The organism is uncultured Microbulbifer sp., from assembly GCF_947504145.1.
Lineage (GTDB): Bacteria > Pseudomonadota > Gammaproteobacteria > Pseudomonadales > Cellvibrionaceae > Microbulbifer.
The window spans coordinates 1,034,655-1,049,351 of the sequence record NZ_CANNGQ010000001.1 but is presented as its reverse complement, the minus strand read 5'-3'; the positions used below and the strand labels follow the sequence as shown (position 1 = coordinate 1,049,351).

The 14,697-nt window shown below is 55.7% G+C and carries 10 protein-coding genes; 9 read left to right on the top strand and 1 reads right to left on the bottom strand.

Features of this window, described 5'->3' with window-relative positions; translation table 11 throughout:
- Positions 1-201: 201 nt before the first annotated feature.
- From Q1A74_RS04745 to Q1A74_RS04730, 4 genes are all read left to right on the top strand, one after another.
- Positions 202-900 (top strand): TetR/AcrR family transcriptional regulator, encoded by a 699-nt coding sequence (locus tag Q1A74_RS04745; protein ID WP_299592832.1) that lies wholly within the window; start codon positions 202-204, stop codon positions 898-900.
- Positions 893-1,447, top strand: coding sequence for a DUF1285 domain-containing protein (locus Q1A74_RS04740; protein ID WP_299592830.1), 555 nt, complete (start codon positions 893-895; stop codon positions 1,445-1,447). The genes Q1A74_RS04745 and Q1A74_RS04740 overlap by 8 nt, the downstream gene beginning before the upstream one ends.
- 295 nt (positions 1,448-1,742) lie before the next feature.
- On the top strand, positions 1,743-3,425 hold the full coding sequence (locus tag Q1A74_RS04735) for a serine/threonine protein kinase (protein ID WP_299592828.1): 1,683 nt from the start codon (positions 1,743-1,745) through the stop codon (positions 3,423-3,425).
- Positions 3,426-3,599: 174 nt separating this feature from the next.
- Positions 3,600-6,317 carry a TonB-dependent receptor gene (locus tag Q1A74_RS04730; RefSeq protein ID WP_299592826.1) on the top strand — a complete coding sequence of 906 codons (2,718 nt, stop codon included), beginning with the start codon at positions 3,600-3,602 and terminating at the stop codon, positions 6,315-6,317.
- 173 nt (positions 6,318-6,490) lie between these two features.
- Here Q1A74_RS04730 and Q1A74_RS04725 read toward each other — a convergent pair whose 3' ends face one another.
- Positions 6,491-8,128 carry an electron transfer flavoprotein-ubiquinone oxidoreductase gene (locus Q1A74_RS04725; RefSeq protein ID WP_299592824.1) on the bottom strand — a complete coding sequence of 546 codons (1,638 nt, stop codon included), beginning with the start codon at positions 8,126-8,128 and terminating at the stop codon, positions 6,491-6,493.
- Between the two features lie 447 nt (positions 8,129-8,575).
- Between Q1A74_RS04725 and Q1A74_RS04720 the strand changes: the two genes are divergently transcribed.
- The 5 genes from Q1A74_RS04720 to gspE all read left to right on the top strand — a co-directional run bounded on the left by Q1A74_RS04720 (position 8,576) and on the right by gspE (position 14,697).
- On the top strand, positions 8,576-9,325 hold the full coding sequence (locus Q1A74_RS04720; protein ID WP_299592822.1) for an electron transfer flavoprotein subunit beta/FixA family protein: 750 nt from the start codon (positions 8,576-8,578) through the stop codon (positions 9,323-9,325).
- Entirely contained in the window at positions 9,325-10,254 is a 930-nt protein-coding gene (locus Q1A74_RS04715; protein ID WP_299592820.1) for an FAD-binding protein, read from the top strand. The genes Q1A74_RS04720 and Q1A74_RS04715 overlap by 1 nt, the downstream gene beginning before the upstream one ends.
- A gap of 218 nt (positions 10,255-10,472) precedes the next feature.
- Positions 10,473-11,156, top strand: coding sequence for a type II secretion system protein N (locus tag Q1A74_RS04710; RefSeq protein WP_299592818.1), 684 nt, complete (start codon positions 10,473-10,475; stop codon positions 11,154-11,156).
- Positions 11,157-11,263: 107 nt separating this feature from the next.
- Entirely contained in the window at positions 11,264-13,219 is a 1,956-nt protein-coding gene (gspD, locus tag Q1A74_RS04705) for a type II secretion system secretin GspD (protein WP_299592816.1), read from the top strand.
- On the top strand, positions 13,219-14,697 hold the full coding sequence (gspE, locus tag Q1A74_RS04700; protein ID WP_299593855.1) for a type II secretion system ATPase GspE: 1,479 nt from the start codon (positions 13,219-13,221) through the stop codon (positions 14,695-14,697). The genes gspD and gspE overlap by 1 nt, the downstream gene beginning before the upstream one ends.

Sequence of the window (14,697 nt, the reverse complement as noted above, 5' to 3'; positions counted from 1 at the left end):
AGGGCTAGGAGGGGTTCTGGTGGGGCGTTTTGTGCCGAAAGGCGGAAAATGTACTACTGGCGCGCTATTTTTCCATCAAATAGGCGCAAACTCCCCTGTTGAATTTGGGAAATCCTTTTCCAATTCGGGGGAATTGCCTATCATTCATGAATGAATAGTCAATTTCAGTCTCCAAATTCACGGACAGCTAAGGTCGGAAGTATGGATAAGGCAAAAGAGAAGGTTCAGAGATTCCGCGCGCGGGAACAGCGTATCCTGGATGCGGCGCTGGAGCTGTTGCTAGAGCACGGTGAAGAGAAGGTCACTGTGGAACAGATCGCCGAGCGAGTGGATATCGGTAAGGGCACCATCTATAAGCACTTCATCTCCAAAACCGAGATCTATATGCGCTTGCTGATGGACTATGAGAAGTCCCTTACAGAGCGCCTTAAGAGTGCGGTTGCTACGGCAGAGCAGGGCGACATTACCGCACCAGCGCGGGCCTACTTCGAGTGCCGTATGGCGGATCCTGCGCGTGATCGGCTGTTCCAGCGTCTTGAGGAAAAGATCATTGCCCTGAACCTGGCGCCAGAAATGATTGCAGAGCTGCACGCGCTGCGGAACTCCAACGCGTCTGCGCTGAACCGCGTATTTGAGCGCCGGATGGAGCAGGGGGTCCTGAAGAAGGTGCCCGCCTACTATTATTACTCCACCTACTGGGCCCTGGTGCAGGGCGCTGTGGAGCTCTACCACTCCAAATCGTTCTCGGATGTCATCGAAGATCGCGAAGGTCTGATGGAGTTCATCATGGATGTGGGTGTACATATCGGTGATATGTCCGGGCGCCGCTCCGCTGGTTCTTCTTCCGTCAGTCAGCAGCCTCAGTCTCCCTCTTCAACACCGGGTAGCAGCTTTGGCTGAGCCACTGTTCAAACAGCTCGAGAAGCTGCAGGACGAATTCCGCGGCCACCCGCCGGTGGCCAAGTGGAATCCGGATCTGTGTGGGGATATGGACCTTGTGATTCAGGCCGACGGTCACTGGATCCACGAGGGCACAGAGATTAAGCGCCAGCCGCTGGTGGACCTGTTTGCCAGTATCCTCAAGCGCGAAGGGCGCCACTATTACCTGGTCACACCAGTAGAGAAGTGGCGTATTCGCGTCGAAGATGTTCCATTTTTGATCACTCAGGCGGCCCGCGAAGGTGAGCAGATCCTGTTCACCACCAATACCGGCGATGTAGTTACCCTCAACAAGGCGCACCCGCTGCACCTCAAACCCTTCGGTGATCCTCCCCAGCCAGTTCCCTACATTGTTGTTCGCGATGGCCTCGAAGGCCGTATGTCCCGCGATGTCTATTATCAGTTGATCGACTGGGCAGAACCTCGTCCCCCGCAAGAACCTCCAGCGCGCCTGTGCCAGATGTGGCTGAAAAGCAATGGGGAAGAATTTTTACTCGGCGAATACTGACCACCCGCTATCCCACATTTCTTCTGTTTTTAGTTTCCGCAGCCGCTACTTCGCTCAAAAATTAGACTTTCGGGATGTTGCTGAAATATATCTGACATATTTCAGACGCATCCATGAAACAAAATCGTCACACTGAAATATTTTTGCACTAATTCTCCGTTTTTTTTCTTCGCGTCTTTCATTCGTAACATTTCCGCAACACTCCGTTCCTACACTCCCCCTCGTCCAAATTGCTTTGGCCCATAAAAATTTTTAATTCACGGATTAATTCACTTCATCCTTGTTAGGGGGATCCATGAAACTTGTAACCAAGAAGCTGCTGCTCGCGGCTGCTATCACTGGTCTGCTGGCTGGCTGTGACAGCGGCGGTATCAACATTGCACCGGTTAATGAAGACAACTCTGTAGATAACTCTACTGGTGGCGGCGACGGCGGTAACAATGACAACAACCCTTGTGCTTCCTATGAGAAAGCCGGTTCTGTCAAGCAAGGTGAATTCGATGGTACCAACTGTACCTACAGCGCCGCATTCGTAGACTCCGGTAACCCGCTTACCGTTGACCTGGTAATCCCGGCACTGGATAGCGATGGCGCTCATATTTTTGAAGGCAGCCTGTTCGTCGGCAATAACTATGACGACGACGCCACCATGGCCGCTGCCAATATCGCTGAAGGCGGTGACGGCGCAAAACTGACTGTTCAAGCGGGTGCAACTGTTGCTTTCCCTAACAGCACCAAATTTATGGTTATCAACCGCGGCTCTCAGCTGAATGCGGTTGGTACAGCTCAGGACCCTATCACTTTCACCTCCCTTTCTGACGTAGAAGGCACTGTCGGCCCTGAAGACGTGCAGCAGTGGGGCGGCATGGTCATTAACGGCTTCGGTATCACCAACAAGTGTGCCTACGACGCAGAACTGGCGACTTCTGAGTGTCACGTGCTGGCCGAAGGTGCTGCCGGTAAAGACCAGTCAAACTACGGTGGTGACAACAACGGCGACAATTCCGGCCACATGGAATACGTTCGTGTTAAGCACACCGGTGCAGAAGTTGCCAACGGTGACGAGCTGAACGGTATTACTTTCAGTAGTGTTGGTTCCGGCACTATCGTTAAAAATTTGCAGGTTTACTCAACTTACGATGACGGCATCGAAATGTTCGGTGGTGCGGTAAGTTTCGAAAATTACCTGGCCATGTACGTTCGCGATGACTCTATTGACATCGACGAAGGCTGGGCTGGCTCCATCACCAACGCCCTGGTTATCCAGAGTGAAACCGATGGTAACCACTGTATCGAGTCTGACGGCATCGGTTCTTACGATGGCGACAACGACTACTCCGCGCTGATCGCTGCGGGCATTAATAGCCGCCCGAAAATCGACGGCCTGACCTGTATCGTTTCTGCGCAGTCTGAAGGTACTCACGATCCGGGTGCTGGCTGGCGCTTCCGTGAAGGCATCTTCCCGATGATTACCAACTCCATCGTAGTCGGCTCGTTCGCTGCTGACGAAAACGGTGTTGAAGGTAGCAACTACTGCCTGCGTGTAGAGAGTGACGAGACCATCGCAGCGCTTGAGAGCGGTGAAGCGAAAATCGACGGCAACATCTTTGCTTGTGCTGACAAGACCAAAGGTGGCCCGATCGGTACAGACGAGCTGGAAGCGTGGGCCGTTGCCAACAACAACGTGTTTGCCACCGTTGCCGGCGATGCCGCTCTAAACCCGACCGCCTCCGCGGACACTGGCCTGCAAATTCTTGAGGGTCCGTTGTCTGTGTTCTCCATCGACACTGCGAGCATGATGGTAAATGACGCAGCTGTTGGTATCAGCCCGGTAGTTGGCGCAACCGACGACTCGGACGATGCTACTGCTCGTGCCTACTTCGGTGCTCTGAGTGCCGGCGGCTCTGACTGGACTGTTGGCTGGACGTACGGCCTGCACGAAGGCAGCCGCGCTCAGGCTCTGTGGTTTGAGCAGTAAGAGCTGGAACTGGTTGGGGTGATAACCCCGACCATGAAGGGCGCCGCCTTCACTGACTGGAGACGGCGCCCTCTTTGATTCTGGGCCGGCTGGACTGAACGATCCAAGCCGGCGACGTCAGGCAGCAAATGTCTGACCCGTAGATAAATACAGGAACGATAAGAGGCCTGGGAAATGGTAAAGAACGAAATTTTTCAACGAGCGCCGCTGGTATTGGCTATCGCCACGGCCTCATTCATTGCTCCTAATGCATTTGCACAAGAAGAAACGGATGCGGTTGTTGTACCGCAACCACAGATTGAAGAAGTCATGGTTCAGGGCCGCCTGAGAGACTCGGCAGAATTGCTGGTCAGTGAGCGCCTGGAAGAAGAAGTGGTAACCGATATCCTCGGTTCCGAAATGATTGGCCGGGTAGGGGACTCAACCGTTGCTGCAGCGCTGCGCAGGGTGTCGGGTCTGACGCTGGTCAACGATAAATTTGTATACGTACGCGGTCTCGGTGAACGTTACTCCAGCACCACTCTGAATGGCGCGACAGTACCTTCACCCGATCTGACCCGTAGCGTGATCCCGCTGGATATTTTTCCCACTTCCGTAGTGGATTCTTTGGCGGTTCAAAAGTCTTACTCCGCGGATCAGGCTGCGACTTTCGGCGGCGGTAACGTCGATATTCGCACCAAGGGTATTCCGGATGGATTAACCTTCTCCCTCGAACTCGGAAGCGGGATGAATTCTGAGACCGATGGTGACGTGCTGACCTACAGCGGTGGTGACGACGACAACTTCGGCACTGACGATGGCACGCGTGCGCTACCGGCAGAATTGCAACAGGCCTTGACGCGCTTCAAAGGTCGTCTTGGTGTTCAGGACATCCGCAACGTGCTGGAGCAGGAAGGCAACGAATATGCCTCTGCTTCCGATGCGATTGCCGCGGCCCAGGATATCAACCGTCAACTTGCAATGAACCTGAATCGCGATATCGCGATCGAGGAAGATTCCAGCAGCCCGGATATGGATGTAAAAGCCAGCGTCGGCAACCGCTTTTACCTCAATGATGATTGGGAAGTGGGTTTCCTTGCCGGTGGTTCTTACAAGAACCAATGGCGCGAAGAGGAAACTCTCAAGCGCAGCTACGGTTTCCCTGATGAGCGTACAGATACCGAGCAGACTTCTACCTATTCAGTAGACATTACCGGTAACCTGAATGTTGGTATCCGGTTCGCAGATGAGCAGGAAGTCACGCTGACTAGCCTGTATTTGCGCAATACCGATGACGATACCTCAGTACGCGATTTCTTTAACGAAAACCGGCAAGTTTCCGACGGCCGTGGTTTCCGTGAGTACACTCTGAAGTACGAAGAGCGCGACATGGTGGTTAACCAGGTTAAGGGGCATCACCTGGTAGGCCCAGCCACCAAGGCCCTGGTGCCGGGTGGCCTGTTGAACTGGGCTCCGGAAGAGCTGGCGGTTGACTGGTTCTATTCTGATTCCACCGCAGAAACGGATATCCCGAACGAAGTTAATATCAATGCGGACACCCAGACTAACTCTGTTGGTGAAGCAGTCTCTTCCTCGGTGAGCACTGGCGTAAACAGTGCTGGGTTCCGCTTTACCGAGCTTGAAGATCAGGTCATCAACTACGGTTGGAGCACCACTCTTCCGCTTGAGTTCTCTACCTCAACGCTGGAACTGAGCGGCGGTTACGCTCGAACGGAAAAAGGTCGGAGCTACAAGCAGACTGAATTCCGCCTCGGCTCTCTCGGTGGCGATTCGAATGCACTTGGTGGCAGCCTGGACGAAGTGTTCGGCGACGAAAACATCAACGACCCCGACAACAACTTTGTTTTCGATCGCGCCGGCACCAACAACCAGAGCTACATTGCTGGCACCTTAACCGATGCCGCGTTTGGTAAAGCGGACTGGACCTGGAATGAAACCTGGCGCTTGTCTGCAGGCGCACGCTGGGAGGAATACAACCAGGTAGCTTTGGACTGGAACCCCTACGGCTATTCCCTGGATGATCCGCAGATCACCAATGACCCGGAAGAGCTGCAGGAAGCGACGTTTGCTGAAGACGCGGTATACCCATCGGTCTCTCTGACTTACATGGGTGCGTTCTGGGCTGATACTTTCCAGTTGCGCTTTGGCGCCAGTCAAACTGCAGTACGTCCCGATCTGCGTGAAATCACCGACGCGATCTACATCGACCCGATTACGGATGAGCAGATTCAGGGCAACCCGAATGCGCGTCCGTCAGAGATTACCAATATCGACCTTCGAGGTGAATGGTACTTCGATAATGGCGACAACCTGACGATTTCCGCGTTCTACAAAGATATCGTGGATCCGATCGAGTTTTTCGAATTCGCCTCCAGTGATACCAACATTGCTCGTGAAATTGTCAATGCAGAATCTGGTGAAATCACCGGTATTGAGATTGAAGGCCTGAAAAGCCTCGGTTTCATGGGTGATTTCATGGACAGTTTCTTCCTGCAGGGCAACCTGACCGTTCAGGAAACTGAGCTGGTTGCCGGTACTGAGGCAGATGCACCGACGAGCCTGGTTCGCGAAATGACAGGGGCGTCTGAATATGTTGTGAACATGCTGCTTGGCTTCGACTCACCAGATGGCGGCCACAGCGCTACCCTTGGTTACAACATGTTTGGCGATCGTCTGTACCTGGCGGGCCGCAACGGTGCCCCTGATGCGTACGAGCAGCCATTTCACTCACTGGACCTGACGTACTCCTGGTACCCCACGGAGGAGATCACGATCAAAGCCAAGATGCAGAATCTGCTGGACGAAGCGATTGAAATCGAACGTGCGGACGTGATCGTTTTCGAGCAAAAGCCCGGCCAGTCCTTTGCTCTGAGCGCGCAATACCAGTTCTAAGGTTCAGTTGTAAAAACAAACCAAAGCAACCTGGAAGTTGTAGCAGTAATAAGCCAAAAGGGATTGCTTGATCGACCGGACACTGGGAACAGTGTCCGGTTTTTTCGTTTCAGGAATTGCAGGCATAAAAAAGGGCACTGCGGAAGTGCCCTTTAAAACGGATCGATGCCCGATTACATATTCGGGTAGTTGGGGCCGCCGCCACCTTCCGGAGTTACCCAGACGATGTTCTGCGTCGGGTCCTTGATATCGCAGGTCTTACAGTGCACGCAGTTCTGTGCGTTGATCTGGAATCGCTTGTTGCCCGCTTCCTCGATTACTTCGTAAACACCGGCGGGGCAGTAGCGCTGTGCGGGCTCGTCGTAGATTGGCAGGTTGTGGTTCAGCGGGATGTCGCTGTCTTTCAGTGTCAGGTGACAGGGCTGATCTTCTTCGTGGTTGGTGTTGGAAATGAACACCGAAGACAGTTTGTCGAAGCTCAGTACGCCGTCCGGTTTCGGGTAAGCGATTTTTTTGCAGTCTGCCGCCGGCTTCATCTGCGCGTGGTCTGCTTTGCTGTCGCTCAGGGTCCAGGGCAATTTGCCCTGGAAGATGTTGATATCGATAAACGCGTAAGCGGAGCCGAGGATATTGCCCCATTTGTGTTGAGCGGGGCCGAAGTTGCGCTGTTTGTGTAGTTCTTTCCAGGCCCAGCTGTTTTTGTAGCGGTCGCTGTAGTCGGTCAGGTCTTCACTGCTGCGCTCGGCTTTGAGGGCTTCAGCCACGGATTCTGCCGCCAGCATGCCGGATTTCATCGCGGTGTGGTTGCCCTTGATCTTGGCAAAGTTCAGGGTGCCGGCATCGTCGCCGATCAGCAGGCCACCCGGGAAGGTCATCTTCGGCTGGGATTGCAGGCCACCTTTTACAATAGCGCGGGCACCGTAGGCCACGCGTTGGCCGCCTTCCAAGTATTGCTTGATCACCGGGTGGTGCTTGTAGCGCTGGAACTCGTCAAAGGGGCTGACGTGCGGGTTGCTATAGGAGAGGTCGGTGATCAAGCCTACTACTACTTGATCGTCTTCCAGATGGTACAGGAAGCCGCCGCCCGCGGAACCGGACTCATCCAGCGGCCAGCCGGCGGTATGTACTACCAGGCCTTGCTTGTGTTTGGCGCTGTCGACTTTCCAGATTTCTTTGATGCCGATGCCGTAGTGCTGCGGATCGCGGTCTGCATCCAGGCTGAATTTGGCAATCAGTTGTTTGCCCAGGTGGCCGCGGCAACCTTCGGCGAACAGGGTGTATTTGGCGTGCAGCTCCATGCCCTGCATGTAGCTGTCTTTGTGGTCTCCATTGAGGCCGACGCCCATATCACCAGTGGCGATGCCCTTGACGGAGCCATCTTCGTTGTACAGGACTTCAGCAGCAGCGAATCCGGGGAAGATCTCTACACCCAGTGCTTCGGCTTGTTCGGCCAGCCAGCGACACAGGTTGCCCAGGCTGATAATGAAGTTGCCTTCGTTATGCATGGTGCTTGGCACTAGCATATTGGGGACTTTGAGAGCATTTTCGGGGCCGCGCAGCACATAGATGTCATCGCCATCCACGGCGGTTTGCAGCGGGGCGCCGCGCTCTTTCCAGTCCGGGAAGAGCTCGTTGAGTGCCGTGGGCTCGAAGACTGCACCGGAGAGAATATGCGCGCCCACTTCGGAGCCTTTCTCTACCACGCACACGGAAATGTCTTCGTTGATCTGGCGCAGCTTGATGGCCGCGGCAAGTCCCGCAGGGCCTGCACCCACGATGACTACGTCGTATTCCATTGACTCGCGTTCCACAGGTCTCTCCTCAGAAGTTCATTATTCAGCCGCCAAATTATGGCAGGCGGTTTATAAGTCGGCCGATTATATAGGGCAACAAACTACCCTACCAATTGCAGGACTTTTCAATTCCGGTGGCAAAAACAGGGGAAAACCCGGAATTCCGGTCTGCCGAATACGGCGTAATTATGGCCTGAAATTGATTTTATGAATGATGGTTCAGCCTAGTATTCAACTATTGATTTTGGCTTGTGAAAGCGCCAACATACACGCCGCTCAAACAACTGTTTGAACTTGTGGCGGGCGTGCAATTGCCTGATTTCACTCGCCCGACTCATCTGAGCCGGGTGTGGCAGCGCCGCCGCAGTACTCGGCCGGGAGCCTGCCCGAGTTACCCATGTTGCACCGGAGCCAGTCTGGCCACGGCGCTGCAACTTCCAAGTAGACTACTGAGACGGGATTTTCATGAAAGTTCTTGTAGCTGTGAAACGCGTTGTCGATTACAACGTGAAGGTTCGCCCAAAGGCGGACGGTTCAGATGTGGACACTGCCAATGTAAAGATGTCCATCAACCCCTTCTGTGAAATCGCCGTAGAAGAAGCGGTACGCCTGAAAGAAAAGGGTGTGGTCAGCGAGATCGTCGTTGTGTCCATGGGCCCTAAACAGTGCCAGGAACAGATTCGCACCGCACTGGCGCTGGGCGCCGACCGCGGTATTCAGGTCGAGACCGATGCCGAGCTTCAGCCGCTGGCAGTGGCCAAGTGCCTGAAAGCCATCGTGGAAAAGGAAGAGCCGCAGTTGGTTATCCTGGGCAAGCAGTCCATCGATGGCGACAACAATCAGACTGGCCAGATGCTGGCCGCACTGACCGGCATGGGGCAGGGCACCTTTGCCTCTGAGGTGAACGTCGAAGAGGGCTCCGTCAAGGTGACCCGTGAAATCGACGGCGGTCTGCAGACCGTTGAGCTCCAGCTGCCAGCAGTGGTTACCACTGACCTCCGCTTGAATGAGCCGCGTTACGCCTCCCTGCCCAATATCATGAAGGCCAAGAAAAAGCCTCTGGATGTGACCAACCCGGAAGAACTGGGTGTGGATATCGCCCCGCGCACCAAAACCCTGAAAGTGGAGCCGCCGGCCGAGCGCCAGGCTGGTATCAAAGTGGCAGATGTTGCGGAACTGGTCGAGAAACTGAAAAACGAGGCGAAAGTAATCTGATGAGCATTCTTGTAATTGCAGAGCACGATAACGCCGAACTGAAAGGCGCAACCCTCAATACCATCGCCGCGGCCAAGGCCATCGGTGGCGATATCGACGTGCTGGTAGCGGGCAGCGGCTGTGACGCCGTTGGTGAAGCAGCCGCGAAAGTGGAAGGTGTCAGCAAAGTGCTGGTCGCCAATAATGCCGCTTACGAGCATCAGTTGGCCGAAAATGTAGCCAAGCTGGTAGGCGATCTGGGCAAGAACTACAGTCATATCCTGGCTCCGGCAACCACCACCGGCAAAAACATGCTGCCGCGCGCCGCGGCGCTGCTTGATGTGCAGCCGATTTCCGACATTCTTGCGGTTGAGAGCCCGGACACCTTTAAGCGTCCGATCTACGCGGGCAACGTGATCGCTACCGTGCAGAGCTCCGACGCAATCAAAGTGGCCTCGGTGCGTACTACCGCATTTGACCCTGTTGCTGCGGAAGGTGGCAGTGCGGCGGTAGAGTCTGTCGATATTGTCGACGACGCCGCCGTTTCCAAGTTTGTGGGCGAGGAGCTGGCAGAGTCTGATCGCCCGGAACTGACCGCAGCTCGCGTGGTTATTTCTGGTGGCCGCGGCATGCAGAACGGCGAAAACTTCGAATTGCTGAATAAAGTAGCCGACAAGCTGGGCGCCGCGGTAGGTGCTTCCCGCGCCGCAGTGGACGCGGGCTTTGTCCCGAACGATATGCAGGTTGGCCAGACGGGTAAAATTGTTGCGCCTGACCTCTACATTGCGGTGGGTATCTCCGGTGCCATCCAGCACTTGGCAGGTATGAAAGACTCCAAGGTGATTGTGGCGATCAATAAGGATGAAGAGGCGCCAATCTTCTCCGTTGCAGATTACGGCCTGGTGGCGGATCTGTTCGATGCAGTACCTGAGTTGGAAACAAAACTGTAACCTTCAGGTAATAGACTGACATCATGAAAGAGGCGGCGCGAGCCGCCTTTTTTATGGGCGGAAGTAATTGGTACGCCTTATGGCGCTTTGCGTTGTGATTGGTTATTTATTAGTCTGTTCCGCTGGCAACATTGCCTTTCTCGGTGCAAGCCCCGAGAATAGGCGCCCCAATATGTAGAACGAAGCTGGCTGTGATACAGCCGAGACGGGATTTCATCATGTCTTTGGTAAAGCGCACGATATCATCTGCTCTGCAGAATTCAGCCACATCCGGCGGTACCGCTGCTCGTCGCAGCCTTGTAGCTACCGCAGCAGTCGTGGGTAGCTGGCTCGCGGTCAATGTCATGGCATACGGCCATCTGGTGGTACCTGAAGAGTCCGATGGCGGATTGCTGGCGGAGCGCAGCACGCGCAGTACCGCGGGTGCCAACCAGGCTGCATCTCTGCCTTCTACCGCCTTTTTCGGTGTGGCACCTCTCAAAACAGAAGCCGAGCCTGAGCTGGATCTCGCGAATATCCCCATCACACAGTTAAATCTGGTACTGTCTGGCGTCCTCAGCAGCAGCATGAGCGACCACGCCAGTGCGCTGGTGGCGGAGCGGGGCAAGCCTGCGGAGCGTATTTTTGTCGGTCAGAAACTACCTGGCGGCGCTGAGGTCTATTCCGTCGAGGTCGATCATATTATCCTTCGTCGAAACGGCCAGATGGAAAAACTGACCTATCCAGACGCAGATGGACGTCCCACTGTTCCCAAACAGTACGCGAACTATGCGCGCCAGGCGGCAAAGGTAATCAGCGCCAACTCGTCGTCTGACCGGGCAGACAAACAAGAGTCGATCCGCGAGCGCCTGGAGCAGCTGCGAGAAATGGCCCGCCAGCGTCAGGGGGGCAACCAACGCTGAGTCGAGCGTTCGATCGCTCTCATGCGGGAGATTGCGCACCTGGGGGTAGGGTGCACTTTTAAGACCAACTGTTTATTGATTACATAAGAATTAGAGCCAATTTCATAATGATGAGCGTGTTTCACCGACGGCTGGTAGCAGCCGCCCTGGGTTTTTTGTTGTCGTTTTCGGTGCTGGCTCAGTCTTCCCCGGAGAGGGTTACACTTTCTCTGGATAATGCCGATATCCGCGATCTGATCAATTGGGCTGCGGACTTCACCGGCAAAAACATCATTGTTCACCCGAACGTCAAAGGTAAGGTCACGGTGGTTGCCGGTGACCCAATGAGTCATCAGCAGGCGTTTGATGTCTTCATGTCGGTACTGCAGGTCAATGGGTTCAGCCTGGTTGAACAGGGCGACGCCTGGAAAGTGGTGCCGGACGCACTGGCCAAGCAGCAGGCCATCCCCGTCATCGACGAGCAGACCCGGGCACCCGGCGAGGCGCTGGTGGTACGCACGGTGAAGGTGGAGAATATTTCCGCCGCGCAACTGATCGCCATGCTGCGCCCCCTGATCCCACAGACCGGCCACCTGGCCGCCTATGCGGACACCAACACTCTGATCGTTGCGGACCGCTCCGCTAACATCGACCAGATAGTGCGGCTGATCAAGCAGCTGGACCGGGCGGGCGCCATCGATATCGAGCTGGTACCCCTCGAATTCGCCTCGGCCAAAGAGGTCAAGCAGGTGATTAACGAGCTGCTGCAGGGCGGTGGCAAGCAGGCGGGCAACGACGTGCAGCCCCTGCGCATCGCAGTGGACGAGCGCTCCAATAGTATTCTCCTCACCGGTGATCCGGTTACCCGCCAACAACTCCGAAAAGTCATCGAACGCCTCGACCAGCCCCTGGACGGTGAGGGCAACACGGCTGTTGTGTACGTGCAGTACGCCAGCGCGGTGGACCTGAAGCCGGTACTCGAGGGGATGAGTGGCAGCATTCAAAAAACCGAAAAAGATCAGCAGGTCGCCGATGTTGAGGTGAGCATCCAGGTCAACGAAGAGTTGAACGCACTGATTCTTACTGCGCCGCCGTCTCTGCTGGAGACAATGAAAGGCGTGATCGCCAAACTGGACGTGCGCCGTGCGCAGGTACTGATTGAGGCGATCATTGTTGAAGTGACCGAGGGCACTGGAAACGAGCTGGGTGTTAAGTGGATCGCGGGCAATGACGACGATGTGTTCGCAGGCTTCCAGAACGATTTCGCGGAAACCCCGATCATTGACGACGACGGCAATGTGCTCTCGGAAGTGAATCCGTTTTCCCTGAATCCGGCCAATCTGGCGCGCGCCGGGCTCAACCTGGGCTTCCTGAGCGGCACCGATGTGCGACTGGCGCTAAACGCCATGTCCAGTGAGAACAATGCCAACATCCTGTCCACGCCCACCATCATGGCACTGGATAACGAAGAAGCCGAGATTCTCGTCGGCCAGAACGTACCGTTTATTACCGGTGAGCAGCTGCTATCCGGCAGCAACAACGATCCCTTCACGACCATCCAGCGACAGGACGTGGGCACCACGCTCAAGGTCACTCCGCGGGTAAACAACAACAATTCCGTCACCCTGGAAATTGAGCAGAAAGTGGAGAATGTGCTGCCGGTCTCAAGCTCGGCAGCATCGGACATCGTTACCAGCAAGCGTGAGATCCGCACCAAAGTGCTGATCGACGATGGTGCCATCCTGGTACTGGGTGGCCTGATTGAAGACAAAGTGACTGAGATCAATAACAAGGTCCCGCTGCTGGGTGATATCCCGGGGCTAGGTCGCCTGTTCCGCAACTCCGAAAAGGCCGTCGACAAAACCAACCTGATGGTTTTCCTGCGGCCCAAAATCCTGAGTTCGCAGATTGCCGGCTACGAAGAGACCCGCCGGCGCTATCGCGATATCCAGGAAAAGCAGCTGCACCTGCGCGATAACACCAGCCGCATCTGGGACTGGCAGCGGGGCGAAACCCTGCCAGACCTGTTGCCGCCACCGGTCGATCCTGAGGCATTGCCGATGGAGCCCGAGGACGTCAAGTGATGACGGATCTCGCGCTAAAACGCTTGCCTTACGCGTTCGCCAAGCGCCATCAGGTGCTGCTGGCGGAAGTGGATGGTACGCCGGTGTGCCAGTATGTGGCGCCCCTCAACCCCAGCGTACTTGCTGAAGTGCAGCGGCTCTGCGAAACCCCCCTCGGTGTTGCCGCGGTGGATGTAGAGGCATTTCAGGAAACTCTGCAGCGTTTGTATGAGAATCGCGAAGGCGGCAACCTCTCGGATGTGGAGGGGTTGGGTGATGACCTGGACCTCGCCGCGGTGGCCGACTCACTGCCGGAAACCGAAGACCTCCTTGAGCAGGAAGACGATGCGCCCATCGTCCGCCTGATCAACGCCATTTTTGCCGAGTCCCTTAAACAGGGTGCCTCGGATATCCATATCGAAACGTTCGAAAAACGCCTCGTGGTGCGCTTCCGCGTAGATGGTGTGCTGCGCGAAGTGCTGCAGCCTCGTCGCGCATTGGCGCCGCTGCTGGTTTCTCGTATAAAGGTAATGGCGAAACTGGACATCGCGGAAAAGCGTGTGCCTCAGGATGGTCGCATCTCTCTCCTGATGGGCGGCCGCGAGGTGGATGTGCGTGTTTCCACCATGCCATCGTCCGCCGGCGAGCGAGTGGTGATGCGTCTGTTGGACAAGCAGGCGGGCAAAATGGATATGCGCCAACTGGGCATGGCAGAGTCGGATCTGAAGGTGATGACCGAACTGTTGGGGCGCCCACACGGTATTCTGCTGGTGACCGGGCCCACCGGCTCCGGTAAAACCACGACGCTGTACGCCGGCCTCGCCAGCATCAATAACCGCGAGAAGAACATTCTTACCGTCGAAGATCCGGTGGAATACAACCTCGAAGGTGTCGGCCAGACCCAGGTCAACACCAAGGCGGATATGACCTTTGCCCGCGGCCTGCGTGCCATCCTGCGTCAAGACCCGGATGTGGTGATGGTGGGGGAGATCCGCGACCTGGAAACCATGCAGATCGCCATTCAGGCGAGTCTGACCGGTCACCTTGTGCTTTCCACCCTTCACACCAATACCGCCCTCGGCGCAGTTACCCGTCTCGTGGACATGGGGATCGAGCCATTCCTGCTGTCCTCAAGTGTGATTGGCGTACTCGCCCAGCGCCTTGTGCGGGTGCTCTGTCCGGAGTGCCGCCAGCCTCATGAAACCGACAGTTTCGAAAGCAGAATGCTGGGGCTGGAAGAGGGGACTACTGCGACGATTTACCGCCCGGGCGGCTGTGAAAAGTGTAACCACAGCGGCTATCTCGGTCGGATCGGTATCTATGAGCTGGTGCCGGTCAATGAAAAACTGCGCCAGCTGATCCACGACCGCGCGTCGGAAAACGCGCTGGTTCAGGAGGCCCGCACACTGGGCCCCAGTATTCGCGACGATGGTGTAGCCAAGGTACTCGCCGGACGAACTTCGCTGGAAGAAGTGCTTCGGGTAACCCAGGAGTCCTGA